This window comes from Brevibacterium aurantiacum (assembly GCF_003932995.1).
GTDB lineage: Bacteria > Actinomycetota > Actinomycetes > Actinomycetales > Brevibacteriaceae > Brevibacterium > Brevibacterium aurantiacum.
Genome location: NZ_CP025333.1, coordinates 1,435,019 through 1,454,620 on the forward strand (window position 1 = coordinate 1,435,019; position 19,602 = coordinate 1,454,620).

Here is a 19,602-nt window from a genome sequence, read left to right on the forward strand (position 1 = left end):
GGGCGGGCTATCGTGTGACGATTCATACCCTCGCTTTATACCCCCTATGGGTATAAGGTGGAGCCATGAATACAGGGCATGCACATGAGAACCACACCGGTCACGCGGGACATGATGGCCACACCAGCCAAATGGACCACGACGCCCATGACCCTCACGGCAGTCAAGAGGGTCATGGCGAGCACACGGGCCACGATGGCCACGATGGCCACGCGGGCCACGGCGACCATGTCGCACAATTCCGGCGGCTGTTCTGGATCATGCTCATCATTGCGATCCCGGTCATCGCCTTCAGCCCCATGTTCGGTCACCTCGTCGGCTACGAGATTCCAGAGACCGGCATCCTCGGCTGGCTGCGCTGGCTCTCACCGATCCTTGGCACGGTCATGTACTTCTGGGGCTGCAAGCCGTTCCTCACCGGTGGGCTCAGCGAGCTGAAGGCTCGCAACCCGGGCATGATGCTGCTCATTGCTCTGGCCATCACCGTCGCATTCCTCTCCTCCTGGGGTTCCTCCCTCGGACTCCTCGATGCCCAACTCGACTTCTGGTGGGAGCTGGCACTCCTCGTCGTCATCATGCTCGCCGGGCACTGGCTGGAGATGCGGTCCCTGGCACAGACCACCTCGGCACTGGACAGCCTGGCGGCGCTGCTGCCCGATCAGGCAGAGACGATCGTCGACGGTGAAGCTGTGATGGTCGACCCCGCCGACCTCAAGCTCGGCGACACTGTCATCGTCCGCCCCGGTGCGGCTGTCCCTGCTGATGGCCGCGTCATCGACGGTTCGGCCAGCATGGATGAGTCCATGGTCACGGGGGAATCGACGACCGTTCGTCGCGGGGTCGGCGATACCGTGGTGGCAGGCACCGTCGCCACCGACTCCGGGCTGCGCCTGGAGATCACAGCCACCGGCGATGACACTGCGCTGGCTGGCATCCAGAAGCTGGTCTCCGAGGCACAGAACTCGACATCGCGAGCACAGCGCATCGCCGATAGGGCCTCGGCCTGGCTGTTCTGGTTCGCACTCGGCGCCGCCGTCATCACCGCGATCGTCTGGACTCTGGTGGGAATGCCGGACTCGGCGGTCGTGCGCACGATCACCGTCCTCGTCATCGCCTGTCCCCACGCTTTGGGCCTGGCCATCCCGCTCGTCGTATCCATTGCCACCGAGCGTGCGGCCCGCGGCGGTGTCCTCATCAAGGACCGGCTGGCGCTGGAGACGATGCGCACAGTCGATTCCGTGCTCTTCGACAAGACCGGCACCCTGACCAAGGGCGAACCGAGCGTCACGGCGGTTGAGGTCACGACTGAGAACAGCACAGAGGATGAGATCCTCGCGCTCGCCGCAGCCGGCGAGTCAGGCAGCGAGCATCCTCTGGCCCGAGCCATTGTCCGCGCCGCAGAAGACCGTGGACTCGAGATCCCGGCGGCAACGAACTTCTCCTCGTCACCAGCGGTCGGAGTCAATGCTGAGGTCAACGGCGCGGAGGTGGCCGTGGGTGGGCCCTATCTGCTCAGCAAGCACGGCGTGAAGGAAGCTCGGATCGCCGCGCAGTGGAGCAGCGAGGGTGCCATCATCCTCCACGTCCTTCGTGGTGGAAGCGTCATCGGTGCGCTGAGGCTGGCCGATGAGATCCGCCCCGAATCCCGCGAAGCCGTCGATGCGCTGCACAGGCGTGGTGCACAGGTGGTCATGATCACCGGTGACGCCGAGGCGGTTGCGCAGTCCGTGGCCGCCGAGCTCGGCATCGATCGAGTATTTGCCGGAGTCCACCCTGCCGACAAGGCTGCGAAGGTCGCCGAGCTGCAGGGAGAAGGTCGCAAGGTTGCGATGGTCGGCGACGGAGTCAACGATGCGCCGGCCTTGGCCGCCGCAGATGTCGGCATCGCCATCGGTGCCGGAACCGATGTGGCCATCGGCTCGGCTGGAGTCATCCTGGCCTCGGATGACCCGAGGTCCGTGCTCTCAGTCATCGAACTCTCCCGAGCGACGTTCAGGAAGATGAAGCAGAACCTGTGGTGGGCCGCCGGCTACAACATCATCTCGGTCCCACTCGCCGCCGGCGTCCTGGCACCCATCGGGTTCGTGCTGCCGATGAGCGTCGGGGCGATCCTCATGTCGATCTCCACGATCGTGGTCGCACTCAACGCTCAGCTGCTGCGGCGGTTGGACCTGCGACCGGAGGCATCGGCGTCAGCCGCACAGTGAGCGAACTGTCGAGTCGGCGCGACGCTCTCGAAGCCGATTGGGGGCGACGCCAGTTCGAGGGAGGCGCCAGCTCGTGGGAGACACCCGTCGCGAAAAAGGCCTTGGCAGCAACCGAAGTTCCTGCCAAGGCCTCTGTCTGAGCGGTGGGATTACCGCGTTAGGGTCTGATCTGTCGTGCTGGTTCCGATTCCCAGGGTCACCTGCGTGCCCCATGGATCGGAGAGGCGGACCGAGCGACCGTCGTCGGCGAAGTCCATCTTCCGTGCTTTCAGGCGAGCGACGAGCGCGTCGAGGTCCTCACGACCCGGCACGGTGATGGCAACATCGCCGAGGCCGAGGCTTGCTGCCCGTGGTCCGGCACCGCGGCTGTTCCAGGTGTTCATCGCAACGTGGTGGTGGTATCCACCGGCCGAGGCGAAGAGGACGCCTGGCATCGAGGCCAGCGTCGGCTCGAAGCCGAGTGCGTCGACGTAGAACTTGCGCGCGGTCGGCACGTCGCCGACCTGCAGGTGGACGTGGCCGATGATACCCGGCAGGGTGTTGGCCCGTGACAGCGTCTGCTCGTCGAGGTGCTCGGCGAGGAAGGCGTTCGGGTCGAGGTAGATCGTATCCATGCGGACCTCACCATCGGCAGAGTGCTTCCACTCCGAGCGGTCGCGGTCGACGTAGAGCTCGATGCCGTTGCCCTCTGGGTCGGTGAAGTAGAAGGCCTCGCTGACGAGGTGGTCGCTCGAACCGACGAACTGGCTGTTTGTGTTCTGCGCAGCGTGAGCAACAGTTGCGGCCAGAGATGCCTGGTTCTCGAACAGGAAGGCAGTGTGGAAGAGACCCGCCTGGGTGCGGTCGACGCCAGGCAGGTTGGGTGTGGCGACGAGCTTGACCAGGGGAGTGGTGCCGCGGCCGAGCACGCGGTGGATCTCGTTGCCGCGCTCCACCTCTTCGAGAGGTTCCATCGCGAGGGCGTTGGAGTAGTAGGTCGACATCTTCTCGAGATCGCCTACGCGCAGGGTGACGGCGTCCATTCCGGTGGCTGCGCTGAGCAGGGTGTCGTTGACGACAGGCGACGCGGTAGCGGATGCTGTGGTGTTCTCGGTGACGGTCATGTCGCCCTCCTGGGTGAGCAATGCTTGCGATCTAAGTAGTTTAACGTTCAACTACCACTGTACAGAGGTATAACCGAGAGCACAAGGCGAAAATTCCCGGCCATCAGTTCAGACGCTCGAGCGTTACAGCGGCACTGCGTGATATGACAGAACGAACGGCTGACTGCGGATGCTGAAGACCTCCGTGGCCGACTTCAAGGGAGATGATGGCATGAATGGCGCCGAGAGCCTGCTGGAGACACTGGGTCACAACGGAATCGAGGTCTGCTTCGCCAACCCTGGCACCTCGGAGATGCACTTCGTCGCAGCCTTGGATCGACAGCCCCACGTCCGTGGCGTGCTCGGTCTTTTCGAGGGCGTCGTCACCGGGGCTGCGGACGGCTACTCGAGGATGCTCGACAAACCCGCGGCCACCCTGCTGCATCTGGGGCCAGGGGCCGCCAACGGTCTCTCCAGTCTTCACAACGCTCTGCGTGCCCGGGCTTCGATGGTCAACATCATCGGCGACCATGCCGGCTACCACCGCAGCCTCGACGCACCGCTGACCTCTGACATCGAAGGTGCCGTGCGGCCCTTCAGCAACTGGGTGCGCACCTCGCCCTCGGCGAACTCGATCGCCAAGGACGCCGCCGACGCCATCGGGTACAGCCTCTCCGGGCAGATCAGCTCGCTCATCCTCCCCGCCGACACCGCATGGAACACCGCCGATGAGTACACCCAACCCGTGAACGCGGTCGCGTCTACTCCGATAGCCATCGATCCCGCCGAGGTTGCCGCCAGTGCCGCACGACTGCGGGCCTCCGGTCGGAGAACGGCCATCCTCCTCGGCGGGCGTGCCCTGCGTTCGGCTCAGCTGGAGACGGCGGCTCAGATCGCCGAGGCCACCGGTGCCACACTGCTGGCTGAAACCTTTGCCGCCCGGACTGAACGTGGGGCCGGGCGCCCCGCGGTGACGAAGATTCCCTACCCTGTCGAGCCGTCGGTGGAGCTGCTGAAGGACTTCGATGCTCTCATCCTCATTGATGCGAAGCCGCCTGTGGCTTTCTTCGCCTACCCCGACAAGCCAAGCGTGCTCACTGCCCCTGGCACCACTTTCTTCACCCTCAGCCCCATCGGCGCCGATTCCTCAGAGGCTCTCGAAGCCCTGCGCGAATGCGTGGGTGTGGGTCCAAGCAGCCGTGGGTCGGGCTCGTCCGATATTGCGCATTCGGCCGACCTCGAACTCGTCCGATCCACTCACCGGGCCGAATTCGCCCCGGCGCAGATGCCCAGCGGAACCATCACCGTGGGCAAACTCGCCGCCTGGCTCTCGGGCGCGATCCCAGAGAATGCGATAGTCCTCGACGAATCCATCACCACGGGACGAGACTTCTACGATCAGACCGCTGGATCGCATCCGCATGACTACCTCGGCGGCACCGGTGGGTCCATCGGCTGGGCACTTCCCGTCGGCGTCGGCGCTGCGATCTCCAGTCCTGACAGGAAGGTCATCGTCTTGGAGTCCGACGGTTCGGGCATGTACAACCCGCAGGCGCTGTGGACCTATGCACGGGAGCAGCTCGACGTCGTCGTTCTCATCTTTGCCAATCGGAAGTATCAGATTCTGCGCAATGAGATGTCCAACGTCGGCGTCCCCGACTTCGGGCCAAAGGCCGAATCACTGCTCGACATCGGCAACCCCGCCATCGACTGGGTCTCCCTCTCCCACGGCATGGGGGTGCCGGCAAGTCGGGTCGAGACCATCGAGGAGCTCGACCGCGACTTCCGTGCAGGCCTGGCCGATTCGGGACCACGGCTCATCGAGGTCCTCGTCTGATTCTGCACGCGGCAGGCTGAGCCGGTCAGCTGAAAGTGTCTCCTGATCGAGACTCATCAATGGCTTCGTGTGAGCCATCCGGGTGCCGATAGAGCTTGACGCCTTCGTGCAGTGCAGTTGACTGCATGCGGGCTTCCGAGCTGTCTTCGGTGTATCCGACCTTCTCTCCCTGACCGATATTCACGCTGGTGAATCGTTTGGCCAGGCGGCTGATCGGGTTGGTGGAATTGTGTGATCTCTTCACTTCTGCGGTCATGATGATTCGCCCCACTTCATCGCAGATCCAATGGACTGGTTATAGCTCTGGCGGGTGAGAAAGCGCCGAGGAATCTAATCAGAACGAGCTGGCCGATGCCGGTGAATGAAGCGATAGCCGATGAGATCCGCGAGGGGCACCCGAATGCAGGGAACCGGCCGTATATCGATAGGGTGGAGCCATGAAGTCCGTTCCTCAGCTCGTATCGGCGTTGACCGTGGCGCTTGCCCTCTCACTCAGCGGGTGCAGCACCGATGATTCCGATACTGGTGACATCGAAGCGGGCCAGAGTGCCGAGGTGCCCGGCAGTGATTTCGACACCACCGATGCGCTCGGTGACTTCTTGAGCGAGACCATCGACGAGGTTCATGTGCACCGAGAGTCCGAGAGCAATCCGGACTTCGACCACGACAGAGACGCCGACCGTCTGCACGTCGAATTCCCCTCTGCAGGGATGTTGCACACCGACCAGAAGGCCACTGCCGATGCGGTTCAAGGTGCGGGCAGCGCCGAGTTCGACTATGACGTGCTCATGGTCACCGGCACCACCGACACTGGCACTTGGTCATACATGTTCAGCACCGACACCGTGGATGAGCTGACAGCAGGGGACTCGGTCGTCGAAGCCGACACCGTGTGGGACTCAGCAGATCAGGACTTCGATTCGGTACATCGCTGAGGCAGGCCACGCAGGTCTGACGCTGCTTGGGCTCCACCTCAGTTGAGGTGAAGCCCAAGGAGTACATCGTTAGGCGGATCAGGCTCGCGGGTCGACGATGATCTTCACATGATGCTCATTATTGTTGATGAGTTCGTCGAAGCCTCCGGAGACCAGTTCATCAAGCCCGATGCGTTTGGTGATGAACGGAGCAAGGTCGATCTTTCCGCTGCGCACGAGTTCGATCGTGGACGGGTGGTCACCGGAGTAGCCGATAGTCCCTCTCAGATCGATCTCTTTGAGCACAAGCTTCGGCATATCGACTTCTGGCTTGTGGCCCCAGATGGAGACGTTGACGATCACCGCTCCCGGGCGAACTGCGTCGAGCAGCATGTCGAGGACGACTGGTACCGATGAACACTCGAAGCCGAGGTCTGCGCCTTGACCGTTTGTGCGTTCACGGACCTTCTCGGCTACGTCGCCTTCTCGTGGATCCAGGACTTCGTCGGCAACTCCGGTCGACAGCGCCATCTTCTTCCGCGCCTCGGAGAGCTCGGAGATGTAGACGGTGAGACCTTCCGCCTTGAGCACGGCAGCGGTGAGCAGTCCGATGGGGCCCGCTCCGCCGACGATGGCGACCTGACCAGGCTTCGCGCCGGATCGGACGACCGCATGGTGGGCCACGGAGAGCGGTTCGATGAGGGCAGCCTGATCGAGTGGGATGTCACCGATCGGATGGACCCACCGCCGCTGAACGACGATCTTTTCGGACAGACCACCGCCGCCACCACCGAGCCCGATGAAGTTCATGTCCTTCGACAGCTGATAGTCCTGCCCGATGCTCGTATCGACATCGTCGCCGATGATGAGGGGCTCGACGACGATATTCTGGCCCACTTCAAGATCAGTCACACCCTCGCCGAGGCTGGTGATCGTTCCTGAGAATTCGTGTCCCATGGTCACCGGTGCGGATTCGCCGGAGATCGGATGTGGGTGTCCTTCGGGCGGGACGAAGATCGGACCCTCGAGGAATTCGTGCAGGTCGGTTCCGCAGATTCCGCACCAGGCTACGTCAATTGCGACAGTTCCGGGCTTCAGCTCGGGCTCGGGAATGTCTTCGATGCGGATGTCATTGCGATCATGGAATCGTGCTGCCTTCATATGAGTCGGCCCTTTCGTCATTGAGAGCGAAGCCGGTCTGACCTACAGCAGAGATCATCGGTGACTTGCGAGGGCCGTGGCTCCTAGCCGAGACTCTACTTCGCGACATCCGAACTGTATTGCCGCCTTATCGTCTCGTGAGAATCTTTGCGCTCGGGCGGCAGTCGGAGTCTCTCCTGCCACCAGAACCGAACCGAGGGCACGTTCGGCAAGGCTCCACTGCGATGCACAAGTGGCCCTAGTAGCGCCGCTCATCGCTAACGACAGCTATGTCTGCGACCTCAGAGCGGAGCTGCTCAAGGAGCCGATCGCCTTCTTCCCAATAGTGCTGCTCGTTCTCAGCTGAGTCCCACTCGAAACTTGTACCGTGTGAATCCCTGAAGTGTGCGTTCCAGAACCTCATCAACTCCCTCAGCCCGGATGAAAGTCCATCGGACAGGTCGTAGTCACTGGGGTCCATTGCATATTGGTCGGTGCCGCTTTCCCATAGCGGATGCTTCCGCCCATGATCGGGAAAGTACCTGATCTCGCGCAGTTTCCTGCCCACCGCTACTTCTCCACCACTACACCATCGGGGTCGGCGAAGACCATGGCGCCGGGGCGAATCGTGGCGCCGCCGATCTCGAGGGTGACGTCGAGTTCTCCCTCGCCGGTTTTGGCACTCTTGCGCGGGTTGCTGGCCAGGGCCTTGATGCCCAAGCCCATGGACGACAGCGCCACTCGGTCGCGGACGGCTCCATTGATGACGACTCCGGCCCAACCGTTGCTCACAGCGAGCTCGGCGATCATGTCACCCATCAGGGCAGTGGCGATCGAGCCGCCGCCGTCGATGATGAGTACGGCACCATCGCTGGGCTGGGACAGCGTCGACTTCGCCAGTGCGTTGTCCTGGTAGCAGCGAACGGTTCGGGCCGGACCGGAGAATGAGTCCTTGGCGCCGAAGTCACCGAAGTTCAGGGCAATAGATTCCAGCTCTGGTCCGCGTTCGTCCCAGAGATCGGCGGTCGAGACTGTCATGGTGGTGTCCTCCAGGTAGGTGAGTCACGCAAGCGGATTGTTTGAGAAGACGTTCGTCGTTGGCTCCAGACTATGCGAATGCTCCGGCCCGAGCATAGAGTCCAGGCACTCCACCCGAATGGATGAAGACCACGTGATCGTCGGTCCCGAACCGTCCCTGCCGGACCAGGTCGATGAGACCTGCCGCGGCCTTCCCTGTGTAGACCGGGTCAAGGAGAATTCCCTCGGTCTGGGCAAAGAGCCGCACGGCTTCGACCATCTCTGGGGACGGCAGGGCGTACCCGGTACCGAAGTAGTCGCCGAGGCCGAGACTGCGTTCGCGGGGGACTGATGGAAGTTCAAGGAATGAGGCCACCTCGTCGACGAGGCCCACGATCTTCGGCTCCTGCTCCTCCTGCGAGCGGCTGACGTTGATGCCGACCACCGGAATCTGACTGCCGGCACTGTGCAGGCCGACGATGAGTCCGGCCTGCATCCCAGCAGACCCACTCGGGGTCACGATCGACGAAACGTCCAGGCCCACCTCGGCGAACTGGGTGAGCAGCTCCTGCGCACAATCGACATAGCCCAGGGCACCGGTGACGTTCGAGCCACCGACTGGGATGACATACGGATTGCGCCCCTGAGCCTTGAGCTCGCCAGCCAACTCGTGGGCGCGAGCAATGAGGTCACTGCCGTTGGGATGGACTTCAACCGAGTCCGCGCCGAGGAGGTCGAAGAGCAGGAAATTGCCCGTGTGCTCCGGAGGATTCCCGCCAGCGTCTGCTGGGATCGGCGCACCATCGGAACCGAGGTCTTCTTCGAGGACCAGGTGGCACTCGAGCCCTTCACGCCTGGCGGCAGAGAGGGTGAGTCGACAGTGGTTGGACTGCACTCCGCCTGCGGTGACGAGGGTGTCGGCACCCTGGGCCAGGGCATCAGCGATGAGGAACTCGAGTTTGCGGGTCTTGTTCCCGCCTTGGGTCAGTCCCAGCTGGTCATCACGCTTGATCCAGATCTGCGGCCCGCCCAACTGCCTGCTCAGACGCTCGAGATGGTCAAGCGCGGTGGGTCCGTTGGTGTACCGGCGGCGGGGCAGTGTGTTGAGGTCAGCCATGGTTCCCGAGTCTACTTGCCACCGGCTCTCGGCAGGATCTTTGAGAGCCGGTCAGTGAGACGACAGCTCAGAGTGACGGGTGGGTGGCGTCCTTGAACTGGACATGGTGAACAGCCGGATGCAGGCCATGTGTGGCGCCCTCATTGTTGACGCTGAAGGTCAGCAATTCTTTGGTGACCTTGTTCTGGTAGACCACGGAGGATGATTCCCCGGCCCCGTCGGCGGCGATGCGATCCCACTGCGTCGCAAACACGTCACCATGCTCAGACAGTGCTTTGACCACGCCGGGCGTGGCATACTCGTTGACTTCCTCCTCGGAGCCGACACCCCACGCCTTCACAAGCGCATCCGCGTAGCCGGAGGCATTCGTCGGATGACCATCACTGTGCGCGCCGACGGCAACACTGACCTCAGAACTCGACGCGGCATCTGCTGGGGAGCTCGTTGCAGCCAGCGCGGATGCGCCGGTCATCCCGACTCCGGCGATTCCGGCGAATCCTGCGATGGCCAATGCTGCTGCGTGCTTGCGAATGGTGGTGGTCATGGCGTCCTTGCCTCCTGCTGGTGACCGACAGTGCTGGTGCCTGTCAGAGATAGTCATCGATCACGATGATTATCGTCATCGCAGGTGAGCGACGAACAACGGTCCCTGAGAAAACGCTCAGTGACTGTTGCAGTTCTGCGAACTTCACGTTGCGATGAGATCGCAGCTTTGAGATATTCACATGGATCTTTGTGGAAAAGGCGATTCAGGACTTCGACAAGGAGGCTTTCAAGGACGATGTCGAAATCGGATCGTGATCAAGATTTTTCGGTCGAAGCCACCTCGGCGAGGGTGCCCTCCGATTCATCGGTCGTATCGTCATCGGATTTGTCCATCCAGTCCTTCCCGTCCAGGACGCGGGCAACCATCATGGAACTGGCCTGGTCGCCGACCGCGTTGACGGTGGTGGCCGGGGGATCGATGACGGTGCCGATGATCTGGATGATGGGCAGGGCTGCGGCGGGGAACCCGTAGAGGGTGATGATCATCAGCTCGCCGATGAACCCACCCGAGGGGATTCCGGCCATGACCATCCCGGCCAGCAGTGCCACGGCGATGCCGATGAGAATGTTGCCCGGGGTGAAGAAGTCGCGGCCGAAGACGGCGAAGAGGAAGGCGATCTTTAGGATCGCGGACAGGCTCGAGCCCTCCATGTGGATCGTCGCCCCGATCGGAATGATCGTCTCCCGTATATCGCGGGGCACGCCGATGCGCTTGCCGGCTCGGAGATTGGCCGGGATCGCCGCCACCGAGGAGGACGTGCCCAAGGAGATCGCAGTCGGTTCGATGATGTTCGACCAGAACGCAAAGATCCCGCGCCGGCCGCCGGCGAGGAAGGCATAGAGGGTGAAGGCGACGACGAAGTAGACGATGGCCACGGGGTAGTAGACGAGAAAGGCGCGGACGTAGTCACCGACCAGCTGTGCTCCGAGCTCACCGATCAGAGCTGCGAAGTAGGCGCCCAGGCCGATCGGGGCGTAGTACATGATGATCGAGGTGAACTTGAGGAAGACCTCGGAACCGGAGCGGAGGAACTGGGCGAAGGGTTTGCCGACTGCGCCGATCTTGGAGGTGGCGATGCCGACGATGACGGCGAAGACGATGAGGGCGAGCATGTGCTCGGCGGAGAGGATCTTCGAGAAGTCGTCAACGACGAAGGTCGACACAAGCTGATCACCGATCGACCCGACCTCTTCGACGTCCTCGGGTTGGGTCATCTCGACCTTGACGCCCACGGTGGCTTTGGTGATCCACAGGGCCGCGATCATCACGATCGAGGCGATGATGCCGGTGATGGCGAAGATGCCGAGCATGCTGCCCAGGATCTTGCCCAGCCTGGTGGCTGAGGACATACCCGCCACCGCCGAGGAGATGGAGAAGAAGACCAGCGGCACGACGAGGGTGAACATCATGTTGATGAACAGTGTGCCGAAGGGTTTGATGACCGTGGCCTTTTCGCCGAAGATCAGTCCGATGATCGCACCGATGACGACGCCGGTGAGGATGAATAGCGGGAAGCGGTAGCTGGCCAGGATGCTGCGAAGTCTCGACGAGGATCTGGGCGAGGCGGGCGGCTGAAGCTCGGAGTCGGCGGGGGTCGACATCTGTCCTGCCTTTCAACACGAGGGACATGGGAAGTGCCACGACATGAGGGTGGCTACGCAGATCCTAGTCCGCCCGAGAACAGGAAGTGCGCTTGTCTCAGCGGCGGTTCGACCACCAGGACGGATGAGCCAGAACGGGGGTTTCACCGAATCGATCCCCCTGTTAGCGTGGCGGCACAAGCGGAATGCTTCTGTCGTTCCCGCAGATCCTGTCCCGGGGCGACGAGGCATTCGCACAATCCGAGGAAGGAGAATGATGACTGTAATCTCACCATCGACAACCAAGGATCTCTACCCCACTCGATCCGGCGAGAAAACCGAAATTCTCGACCGCAGGGGTCCGATCGCATTCGGTTCGGCCGAACAGGGCCCCCTCGACGCGGCGACGCTGCAGCATTACGACGACAAGGGGTATCTCACCATCGACGAGCTCATCACCCCGGATGAGCTCGAGACGTTCCGGGCCGAGCTGCACCGTTTGGCCAACGATCCGACGATCAAGGACGACGACGCGACCATTGTCGAGGCGAAGTCCAACGAGGTCAGGTCGATCTTCGACATCCACCGCAGCAACGAGATCTTCCGCAAGATCGCCAATGATCCGCGGGTCATCGCCCGCGCTGAACAGCTGTTGGGGTCCGAGGTCTATATCCACCAGAGCCGCATCAACTACAAGCCCGGTTTCGTCGGCAAGGAATTCTCCTGGCATTCAGACTTCGAAACCTGGCACGCCGAGGATGGTATGCCCGAGCCGCGTGCCGTGAGCCTGTCGTTGTCGCTGACCGACAATTACTCGTTCAACGGGCCGCTGATGATCATGCCCGGATCGCATCAGCGCTACATCAGCTGCGTCGGCGGCACACCGGAGGACAACTACAAGAAGTCGCTGGTGATGCAGGGTGCGGGCACCCCTGATCCGCAGACGCTGAGCGACTTCGCCGATGAGTACGGCATCGACGTCCTCGAAGGGCCCGCCGGCGGTGCGGTCATGTTCGACTCCAACTGCATGCACGCCTCGAACGGCAATGTCACACCGTATTCGCGGTCGAACATCTTCATCGTCTACAACTCGGTGGAGAACACGTGCGTCGAACCCTTCGCCGCACCGAAGCCGCGGCCCGAGTTCGCCGGCAGCACGGACTTCACTCCCGCCGGTTCCTGAGGTCCCTGGACCGCCTGATGGAGCAGGCATGCTCAGAAGCCCGGCACCTGGTCGTTCAGGTGCCGGGCTTCATCCTTGCGTGGCGGGTCAGCCGTCTGAGTCGGACTCGGGAGTCATCTTCGTTTCGTCGACCGCCTCGTGCGAGCCGTCCGGGTGACGATAGAGCGTCACACCTTCGTCCTCGGCAGCGGCCTGAGCATCCTCTTCGACATTGTCCTGGACGTATCCGGGAGTCGATCCGTACGAGACGTCGGGTCCGCTGGCCCTCGAGGCCGCCTCATCGAGTCTGCTGTTGATCTCATCGGCCTTCGTCTGCAGGTTCTGATCATCGTTCATGTCCCAACACCTCGCATTGCGCAGATCGTACTTGGTTCTCATGCTACTCCGGGAGGCTCCGGCTCAGTAGGGGACTGATGCTGTCGCCGTCGCTACCGGGCGATTGTGTCCGAAATGGTTGACGAAAATCACGCCGTTGCCGTATCGCTGGGGCGATTGAGCGCGCATGATGGTGATACCAGGTTCGAGCACTGATTTCCGAGGGGAGGTGCAGCCATGTCTGAGAATCACCAGCCAGAGAACGGGCAGGACGAGTCCTCAACCTCCCCCGCCGAGGCGACCGAAGGTTCCGCTGAAAGGTCAGAATCCGCGCAGAGCCGACACGATCACGACGACAAGATGGTCGACGAATGGGAAGACGAATCATTCCCCGCCAGTGACCCGCCAGGACACTACTGACCGGGTTCACACTTGAAATGACGAGCGCTGTCGCAGAGGATCGGAAGTTCGATCCTCTGCGACAGCGCGCCTTGTCATCTCCGGCGTTGACTGCCGAGGGCCGGCGGCAGCGAGACGCCGAGCTCGGGAGTCAGTCAACGGTGCCACGCCGTTCTTATGGCAGAATCGGCTCCGTAGACCATTACGCCCGCAGTGAAGCCGGCGACGAGCGACGAACACCTTCTGAAGAGGACAAATATGCAGACCTGTGACGTGGATTCGCCGAGGCCGTCTCTCTTGGGACAGCGGACTGTATCGAGAGCTGTCGGCGCTGGGATGTTCGCGCTGGTGATTGGACTTTCGGGCTGCTCAGGTTCCGAATCCGCCGTTGGTGGGTCATCTGGTGACAGCACTGAAGACAGCGCCCAGAGCAATTCCTCGGCGGCCGGGACAATGTCTCCGGACGACCAGATCGCATATGGATGCCAGTTGGCCGACAAGGTGAAGACCGACTTTCCAGACAGCCAGGCATGGACAGATTCTCCCCCAGAACTCGGCGAGGATCGGGTTCTTTCTGAGCTGATGTCCATTGGCAGTCTGTTCGGTGGGGCTGCACCGATGGGTGATCCCGTAGACCAAGAAGTGCAAGATCTGGGCCGTGAGCTCGTCGGTGCCGTGAATACGCTGCAGAGGGACCAATTCGGGCCCCTCGTTGATTCGACGATCTCTGTCTGCGGAGACTTTCTGTCGACGAGCTACGAAGGTCAGCCGTCTGCCGCGGACACCTCCGAAACGGGACAGACGGTCTACGGGTGCCGAATTGTCGAGCAGACGCTTGAACAGTATCCCGATGCGGCGGCGTGGGAGTCCGAGGAACCGAAGTTCGGCGACGACCCTGTGTGGAATGAGGTGGCGGCTGCAGGAGGCCTGTTCGGCAGTGGGGGAGGCGGTACGAGCGAACCGGTCGACGCTGAGCTGGAGAAGATTGGTTACGAGCTCATCAGTGACGGGGCGACGATGGACACCGACGGTCTCTCCACGTCGCTCGACCAGGCACGCGAAAGCTGTTCCAACTTCGACGCGTGACCGCTCGAGGTACGAATAGGGCCACCACCGGCGACTACGAGGAGAGACCTGGATGAATGCAGTGCCCGGGAAGCCGACCGGCACGCCCCCAAACGAAATCACGCCTCCGGAACTGGCGTACCTGGCGACCATCGACGTTGAAGTGGAGGCACCGATCATGATCGGCAATACGGTCGACGGGCTGCGCAAAATCGTCCCGATCCGCGGCGGCCGAGTCACCGGACCAGAACTCAACGGCACAGTCCTCGACGCCGGTGCCGACTTCCAGCAGTACCCGATCGACACCGTTGCCTACCTCGCGGCAGACTATGTGCTGAAAACCGATGACGGGCACCATGTTCTCGTGGAGAACCGTGCGCTGCGCACCGGCAGCACCAGCGACCTGAACAAACTGATGAACGGTGAACACGTCGATCCCGAGAGAATCTACTTTCGGTGCGTACCCCGCCTGAGTGCTGACCGGTCCGGTCCCTATGCCTGGATGAGCGAGGTCCTGTTCATTGGCTCCGGAGTTCGCAGCCCCAACGGTGTGAGGATCGATATCTCCCAGGTGCTGTAACGCTCAATCCTCCTCTGAGGTCCACACCTCACACCGCAGCGCCTTCCCGAATCTCCGGCTTCCGGTTCGCCTCGACGTCGACTCCGCGCATACCCAGCAGCACGACCGCCGCCAGGAGGAGGACAACACCGACGAAGACGTAGATCGCCTGCGGACTCCACCCACCGTCGAGCATCGCACCCGTGGCTGTCGGGGCGATGATCGCGCCGAAGCGACCGATGCCGATTCCCCAGCCCACGCCGGTCGAGCGCAGGGAAGACGAGTAGGACTGCGGAGTGAGGACGTAGAGGCCGGCGATGCAGCCGTTGCTGAACATTCCCACCAGCACACCGACGACGATGACCAGCACGATCCACTGCGCGGTGAAGATGAAGACGGCCATGAGGATCGCGGCCAGCACGGAGAAGCTCATCAGCACCGAGCGGGTTGACCAGCGTGAGGTGAACAGTCCGAAGGCCACGGATCCGATGGCTCCTCCCAAGGTCAGTCCGACGGTGACGATCATCGACAAGGTGTCGGTGAGCCCGGATTCGTTCATGAGGCGTGGGGTCCAGGAGTTGACGAAGTAGAAGCCGAACATGACGATGAAGAACGTTGCCCAGACGACGAAGGTGACACGGCGATTGCGACGGTTGAATAGTGCCAGTACACCGGAATCGTCCGCCTTGTTCTCCTGCTCCGCGGTCGTGGCATTCAGATCAACAGGCTCGGTGTGGCCCAGCCGGCGGGCGATCAGCGTCAGCTTCTTCACCGCGTTCTCCGGTCGCCGGTTGTAGAGATAGGACGGCGATCCGGGGACCAGCAAGAGGACGAGCACCAGAGACAGCGTGGCCAGGCATCCACCGAGGATGAAGACCGAACGCCATCCGGAGGTGGCGATGAGTGAGACCATCACCGATCCGCCGAGCGCCGCACCGATTCCGTAGCCGGCGGTGTAGATGCTGATGACCAGGCCACGACGCTTGCGTGAGGCGTATTCGGCGCAGATGACATTGGTGCCCACGAGGATGCCGCCGATGCCCAGGCCCGTGACGATGCGCCAGATGCCCAGTTCCGTCGCCGAGGTGGCGGTGGCGGAGAGGAAGAGACCGCAGATATTGACGATGAGAGCAATGATCGTCATGTTCCGTCGTCCGATCCGGTCGGCGACCGGTCCCAGGGTCAGGGGACCGATCGCCATCCCGAGCAGCGCGGCGCTCATCACGAGACCGAGAGCCGTTCCGGACAGGGAGAACTCCTCACTGACCTGGTTCGAGGTAAACGAGATGGCCAGGACGTCGTAACCGTCGAGGGCGTTGAGGAAGGTGCAGATGCCGACGATCAGCCACTGATAGGTCGACATTCGAGAGGTGTTGAGTCGTTCGCGCAGGTCCACCGCGTACTCCGATTCTGTGGTGAGATAAGCATCCGCATCGTTGCAAGATGCCTATGAAGATAGGTAAAACGTGATGATGGGCACATTATCAGCGCCGAGATGCTCGGGCAATGGTCGTCCGTGCCTCCGCGCCAGCGAGCGATGTCAATAATCAAGTTACCTATGGACATAGGTAAATGCCTATGCGTATAGTGATTTCACGAACCCACCGCAGTGTTCATGAAAGGAATCACCACGTGGAGGCATCGACCGCAACCAACGTCTTGGACGACTTCTCGCTGGAGATGACCGGCAAAGACGTCCCCGGCCTCCAGCAGGCCGCCCACGCGATTCCCCAGGGAACACGCGTCAACATCACGTTCCTCGGCAATGAGAACCTCGAGATGCGCCTCGAGGCGGCGAAGGAAGTGCTCGAACTCGGGTTCGTCCCCGTGCCCCACATCTCGGCTCGCAGACTGAAGTCTGAGACCGAGCTGCGCGAGTTCCTCGACGCTCTCCAGCAGGCCGGAGCCAGTGACCGTGTCTTCGTCGTCGGGGGAGACCCCGCGACCCCTGAAGGTCCCTACCCCGATTCGCTCTCGGTCATTCGCACAGGCATCCTGCAGGAATACGGTGTGGCCGAGGTGGGGATCGCCGGCTACCCCGAGGGCCATCCCGACATCAGCACCCAAACCCTGTGGGAGCACATGTCGGCCAAAAGCGCATCGCTGACGGAACAGGGGCTGGGCCAAGTCGTGCTCACCCAGTTCGCCTTCGACGCCGAGGCAGTCGTGGCGTGGGTCCACGAGGTGCGTGGCCACGGCGTCGAGGCCGACATCCGCATCGGCACGCCAGGGCCCGCAGGCATCAAGCGACTCCTGGGCTATGCTCGCCGCTTCGGAGTGGGCACCAGTGCGGGAATCGCGAAGAAGTACGGGTTCTCACTGACGAACCTCCTCGGCACAGCCGGACCGGACAGATTCCTCACCGATCTGTCCTCATATGAGTCCATCACCTCGGCGACATCAGGGGTGAAGACCCACTTCTACACCTTCGGCGGACTCGCGGCCACAGCCGAATGGGTCCAGGACTTCACCACACAGGCATAACAGCGATACCCGACGACCCAGCAAGTCGCCACTCCACAGCAGCACCCACACAGCGACAAGAACAGAGAGGTTCATCGACCATGACCGACAATCTCCAGCAGATCCTCGATTCGACCAATGCCGTCGACCACCTGCGCAATTCGCAGATCGGCTCCTACATCTACCCGGTCGTCCCCGCCGACTTCACCAACTGGATCAAGGAACAGAAGGCCTGGCGCGAAACTGCAGTCCTCTACGACCAGTCACACCACATGGACAACGTGTTCCTCAAGGGCTCCGATGCCATCAACCTGATCTCTGACACCGCGATCAACTCCGTGGCCAAGTTCGCCGTGAACAAGGCCAAACAGTACGTGCCCACCACCGAATCCGGCCACGTCATCGGCGACGGCATCCTCTTCCATGAGGCCGAGGACGAGTACGTGTACGTGGGGCGCTCGCCGGCATCGAACTGGCTGCTCTACCACGGTGAGACCGGCGGCTATGCGAACCTCGACATCGAGGTCGATCGCCGGTCCCCATCGCGGCCATACGGCCACGCCGTCAGCCGCCGCTACTACCGCTTCCAGATCCAGGGCCCCAATGCCTGGGCGATCATCGAGAAGCTCAATGGTGGCGAACTGGAGAAGCTGCGCTTCTTCAACATGTCGACCATGACCATCGCCGGCAAACAGGTCCGCACCCTGCGCCACGGCATGGCCGGTGCCCCCGGCCTCGAGATCTGGGGACCTTACCAGGACCATGATGAGATCAGGGATGCCATCGTCGAGGCGGGCGCCGAGTTCGGTCTCCTGCCCGTCGGTGCGCGAGCCTACCCATCGAACACCCTGGAGTCGGGTTGGATCCCCTCGCCGCTGCCGGCCATCTACTCCGGTGAGGCCGAGCGTGGATACCGCGAATGGCTCGGCGCTGACAGCTATGAAGCGACCGGCACACTGGCCGGGTCGTTCGTCTCCGACAACATCGAGGACTACTACCTGACCCCGTGGGAGCTCGGCTACGGGTCGTTCGTGAAGTTCGACCACGACTTCATCGGCCGCAGCGCGCTGGAGGCCATGGATCCGGCAGCGCAGCGCAAGAAGGTGACGCTGGCCTGGGACGCCGACGACTTGGGTGAAGTGTTGGCCTCCCCGCTCAACGTCGATGGACCGAATTACAAGTACTTCGATCTGCCCTTGGCCAACTACGGTTCGGCGAACTATGACTCGGTCATCGACGCCGATGGCAATGTCGTCGGGTTCTCGATGTTCACCGGCTATTCGGCCAATGAGCGCCGAGGTCTGTCCTTGGCCACGGTCAATCCCGACGTTCCCGAGGGTGCTGAGCTCAAGGTCGTCTGGGGCGAGCCCGACGGTGGTACCTCGAAGGCATCGGTCGAGCCCCATGAGCAGACCGAGGTCGGCGTCGTCGTCAGCCCCGTTCCGTATTCGACCGTTGCACGTCAGACCTACCGTGGCGGGTGGCGCACCGGCCAAGACGCCTGAGAGTTGTAGTCTGAAGGGGCCCGGGCAGAGCGCCCGGGCGCCTCGCTGATTCACAGAATAGGAACCACGATGAGTCTCCGAAGTGCACTCCTGGCTCTGCTGCGCATCGGCCCGATGTCCGGCTACGAGCTGCAGAAGCAGTTCTCCCAGTCCGTCGGCCACGTCTGGCATGCCCCGGATTCGCAGATCTATCCGGAACTGCGGAAAATGGCGACGGAAGAGCTCATCGTCGCCGAGGAGCAGACCCGTGGATCCGCCGGAATGCGCCGCGTCTACCATGTCACCGAGGCGGGGGAGCGTGCCTTCACCGACTGGATGAACGGCCCACTGAAGTACCAACGCACACGAGATGCCGCCCACCTGCGAGCCGCCTATCTGGAATCAGCCGACCAGGCGGCTGTCTACGCATTCCTCAATGAACATATCGCTCACTGGAAGAGTGAGCTGCAGGTCTGGGAGGACGAGATCGCTACGATCGAGGCACTCGAATCCCCGATGCTCAATCGCCGTCTGGCGGTCACCGCCGATGCGGACCGTGAAGTCACCATCGCCTACAAGAAGTTCGCCTACGAAGGTTTGGCCGCTCGTGCCCGCAGTGAGATCGAATGGGCGCAGCGGGGGCTGAAGCTCAGCAAAAGACTCGAGCGCACTGCCGCAGGGAGTTCGCACTAG

The 19,602-nt window shown here is 62.3% G+C and carries 19 protein-coding genes; 10 read left to right on the forward strand and 9 right to left on the reverse strand.

Features of this window, described 5'->3' with window-relative positions:
* The first annotated feature begins 65 nt into the window (after positions 1-65).
* Positions 66-2,207: a heavy metal translocating P-type ATPase gene (locus tag CXR25_RS06655; protein WP_101598131.1), complete on the forward strand. Its 2,142-nt coding sequence runs from the start codon at positions 66-68 to the stop codon at positions 2,205-2,207.
* Between the two features lie 149 nt (positions 2,208-2,356).
* Here CXR25_RS06655 and CXR25_RS06660 read toward each other — a convergent pair whose 3' ends face one another.
* Positions 2,357-3,310 (reverse strand): VOC family protein, encoded by a 954-nt coding sequence (locus CXR25_RS06660; RefSeq protein ID WP_096161625.1) that lies wholly within the window; start codon positions 3,308-3,310, stop codon positions 2,357-2,359.
* A gap of 169 nt (positions 3,311-3,479) precedes the next feature.
* On the opposite strand from CXR25_RS06660, the gene CXR25_RS06665 reads away from it, so the two are divergent.
* Entirely contained in the window at positions 3,480-5,126 is a 1,647-nt protein-coding gene (locus CXR25_RS06665; protein WP_226833506.1) for an acetolactate synthase large subunit, read from the forward strand.
* Between the two features lie 25 nt (positions 5,127-5,151).
* Here CXR25_RS06665 and CXR25_RS06670 read toward each other — a convergent pair whose 3' ends face one another.
* Positions 5,152-5,382, reverse strand: coding sequence for a hypothetical protein (locus tag CXR25_RS06670; protein ID WP_101556655.1), 231 nt, complete (start codon positions 5,380-5,382; stop codon positions 5,152-5,154).
* 181 nt (positions 5,383-5,563) lie between these two features.
* On the opposite strand from CXR25_RS06670, the gene CXR25_RS06675 reads away from it, so the two are divergent.
* On the forward strand, positions 5,564-6,061 hold the full coding sequence (locus CXR25_RS06675) for a hypothetical protein (RefSeq protein ID WP_114385076.1): 498 nt from the start codon (positions 5,564-5,566) through the stop codon (positions 6,059-6,061).
* A gap of 78 nt (positions 6,062-6,139) precedes the next feature.
* Here the strand turns inward: CXR25_RS06675 and CXR25_RS06680 are convergent, their stop codons facing one another.
* The 5 genes from CXR25_RS06680 to CXR25_RS06700 all read right to left on the reverse strand — a co-directional run bounded on the left by CXR25_RS06680 (position 6,140) and on the right by CXR25_RS06700 (position 11,462).
* Entirely contained in the window at positions 6,140-7,201 is a 1,062-nt protein-coding gene (locus CXR25_RS06680) for a 2,3-butanediol dehydrogenase (protein ID WP_096158537.1), read from the reverse strand.
* 549 nt (positions 7,202-7,750) lie between these two features.
* On the reverse strand, positions 7,751-8,218 hold the full coding sequence (rraA, locus tag CXR25_RS06685; RefSeq protein WP_096159559.1) for a ribonuclease E activity regulator RraA: 468 nt from the start codon (positions 8,216-8,218) through the stop codon (positions 7,751-7,753).
* Between the two features lie 70 nt (positions 8,219-8,288).
* Positions 8,289-9,314, reverse strand: a complete 1,026-nt coding sequence (locus CXR25_RS06690) for a D-cysteine desulfhydrase family protein (protein WP_096159558.1) — start codon at positions 9,312-9,314, stop codon at positions 8,289-8,291.
* Between the two features lie 67 nt (positions 9,315-9,381).
* Positions 9,382-9,858, reverse strand: coding sequence for a hypothetical protein (locus CXR25_RS06695; RefSeq protein WP_101556656.1), 477 nt, complete (start codon positions 9,856-9,858; stop codon positions 9,382-9,384).
* A 257-nt stretch (positions 9,859-10,115) separates the two neighbouring features.
* Positions 10,116-11,462 carry a dicarboxylate/amino acid:cation symporter gene (locus CXR25_RS06700; RefSeq protein WP_206430649.1) on the reverse strand — a complete coding sequence of 449 codons (1,347 nt, stop codon included), beginning with the start codon at positions 11,460-11,462 and terminating at the stop codon, positions 10,116-10,118.
* Between the two features lie 253 nt (positions 11,463-11,715).
* Here CXR25_RS06700 and thpD point away from each other — a divergent pair, with 253 nt between their 5' ends.
* The gene (gene thpD, locus CXR25_RS06705) at positions 11,716-12,624 is read left to right on the forward strand and encodes an ectoine hydroxylase (protein ID WP_035279480.1); all 909 of its coding nucleotides are present in this window, start codon (positions 11,716-11,718) and stop codon (positions 12,622-12,624) included.
* An 87-nt stretch (positions 12,625-12,711) separates the two neighbouring features.
* On the opposite strand, the gene CXR25_RS06710 is transcribed toward thpD, so the two are convergent.
* A complete protein-coding gene (locus CXR25_RS06710) occupies positions 12,712-12,960 on the reverse strand; it encodes a hypothetical protein (RefSeq protein WP_009884778.1) in 249 nt (82 codons plus the stop codon).
* Positions 12,961-13,176: 216 nt separating this feature from the next.
* On the opposite strand from CXR25_RS06710, the gene CXR25_RS06715 reads away from it, so the two are divergent.
* From CXR25_RS06715 to CXR25_RS06725, 3 genes are all read left to right on the forward strand, one after another.
* Positions 13,177-13,359: a hypothetical protein gene (locus CXR25_RS06715; RefSeq protein ID WP_009884779.1), complete on the forward strand. Its 183-nt coding sequence runs from the start codon at positions 13,177-13,179 to the stop codon at positions 13,357-13,359.
* A 192-nt stretch (positions 13,360-13,551) separates the two neighbouring features.
* Positions 13,552-14,424 (forward strand): hypothetical protein, encoded by an 873-nt coding sequence (locus tag CXR25_RS06720; protein WP_125178057.1) that lies wholly within the window; start codon positions 13,552-13,554, stop codon positions 14,422-14,424.
* A gap of 52 nt (positions 14,425-14,476) precedes the next feature.
* On the forward strand, positions 14,477-14,983 hold the full coding sequence (locus tag CXR25_RS06725; RefSeq protein ID WP_009884781.1) for a DUF3237 domain-containing protein: 507 nt from the start codon (positions 14,477-14,479) through the stop codon (positions 14,981-14,983).
* A gap of 28 nt (positions 14,984-15,011) precedes the next feature.
* Here CXR25_RS06725 and CXR25_RS06730 read toward each other — a convergent pair whose 3' ends face one another.
* Positions 15,012-16,325: an MFS transporter gene (locus CXR25_RS06730; protein ID WP_206426732.1), complete on the reverse strand. Its 1,314-nt coding sequence runs from the start codon at positions 16,323-16,325 to the stop codon at positions 15,012-15,014.
* Between the two features lie 269 nt (positions 16,326-16,594).
* Between CXR25_RS06730 and CXR25_RS06735 the strand changes: the two genes are divergently transcribed.
* The 3 genes from CXR25_RS06735 (at position 16,595) to CXR25_RS06745 (ending at position 19,602) form a co-directional block, all read left to right on the forward strand.
* The gene (locus CXR25_RS06735; RefSeq protein WP_009884783.1) at positions 16,595-17,446 is read left to right on the forward strand and encodes a methylenetetrahydrofolate reductase; all 852 of its coding nucleotides are present in this window, start codon (positions 16,595-16,597) and stop codon (positions 17,444-17,446) included.
* 80 nt (positions 17,447-17,526) lie between these two features.
* Complete coding sequence (gene ligM / locus CXR25_RS06740) at positions 17,527-18,930, forward strand: vanillate/3-O-methylgallate O-demethylase (protein ID WP_009884784.1); 1,404 nt, start codon at positions 17,527-17,529, stop codon at positions 18,928-18,930.
* 69 nt (positions 18,931-18,999) lie between these two features.
* Positions 19,000-19,602: a PadR family transcriptional regulator gene (locus CXR25_RS06745; protein WP_009884785.1), complete on the forward strand. Its 603-nt coding sequence runs from the start codon at positions 19,000-19,002 to the stop codon at positions 19,600-19,602.

Excerpts from the sequence above, each read along its gene's own strand:
- CXR25_RS06655 (WP_101598131.1), top strand. The coding sequence starts at position 66 with ATGAATACAGGGCATGCACATGAGAACCACACCGGTCACGCGGGACAT.
- CXR25_RS06660 (WP_096161625.1), bottom strand. The coding sequence starts at position 3,310 with ATGACCGTCACCGAGAACACCACAGCATCCGCTACCGCGTCGCCTGTC.
- CXR25_RS06665 (WP_226833506.1), top strand. The coding sequence starts at position 3,480 with ATGCTGAAGACCTCCGTGGCCGACTTCAAGGGAGATGATGGCATGAAT.
- CXR25_RS06670 (WP_101556655.1), bottom strand. The coding sequence starts at position 5,382 with ATGACCGCAGAAGTGAAGAGATCACACAATTCCACCAACCCGATCAGC.
- CXR25_RS06675 (WP_114385076.1), top strand. The coding sequence starts at position 5,564 with ATGAAGTCCGTTCCTCAGCTCGTATCGGCGTTGACCGTGGCGCTTGCC.
- CXR25_RS06680 (WP_096158537.1), bottom strand. The coding sequence starts at position 7,201 with ATGAAGGCAGCACGATTCCATGATCGCAATGACATCCGCATCGAAGAC.
- rraA (WP_096159559.1), bottom strand. The coding sequence starts at position 8,218 with ATGACAGTCTCGACCGCCGATCTCTGGGACGAACGCGGACCAGAGCTG.
- CXR25_RS06690 (WP_096159558.1), bottom strand. The coding sequence starts at position 9,314 with ATGGCTGACCTCAACACACTGCCCCGCCGCCGGTACACCAACGGACCC.
- CXR25_RS06695 (WP_101556656.1), bottom strand. The coding sequence starts at position 9,858 with ATGACCACCACCATTCGCAAGCACGCAGCAGCATTGGCCATCGCAGGA.
- CXR25_RS06700 (WP_206430649.1), bottom strand. The coding sequence starts at position 11,462 with ATGTCGACCCCCGCCGACTCCGAGCTTCAGCCGCCCGCCTCGCCCAGA.
- thpD (WP_035279480.1), top strand. The coding sequence starts at position 11,716 with ATGATGACTGTAATCTCACCATCGACAACCAAGGATCTCTACCCCACT.
- CXR25_RS06710 (WP_009884778.1), bottom strand. The coding sequence starts at position 12,960 with ATGAACGATGATCAGAACCTGCAGACGAAGGCCGATGAGATCAACAGC.
- CXR25_RS06715 (WP_009884779.1), top strand. The coding sequence starts at position 13,177 with ATGTCTGAGAATCACCAGCCAGAGAACGGGCAGGACGAGTCCTCAACC.
- CXR25_RS06725 (WP_009884781.1), top strand. The coding sequence starts at position 14,477 with ATGAATGCAGTGCCCGGGAAGCCGACCGGCACGCCCCCAAACGAAATC.
- CXR25_RS06730 (WP_206426732.1), bottom strand. The coding sequence starts at position 16,325 with ATGTCGACCTATCAGTGGCTGATCGTCGGCATCTGCACCTTCCTCAAC.
- ligM (WP_009884784.1), top strand. The coding sequence starts at position 17,527 with ATGACCGACAATCTCCAGCAGATCCTCGATTCGACCAATGCCGTCGAC.
- CXR25_RS06745 (WP_009884785.1), top strand. The coding sequence starts at position 19,000 with ATGAGTCTCCGAAGTGCACTCCTGGCTCTGCTGCGCATCGGCCCGATG.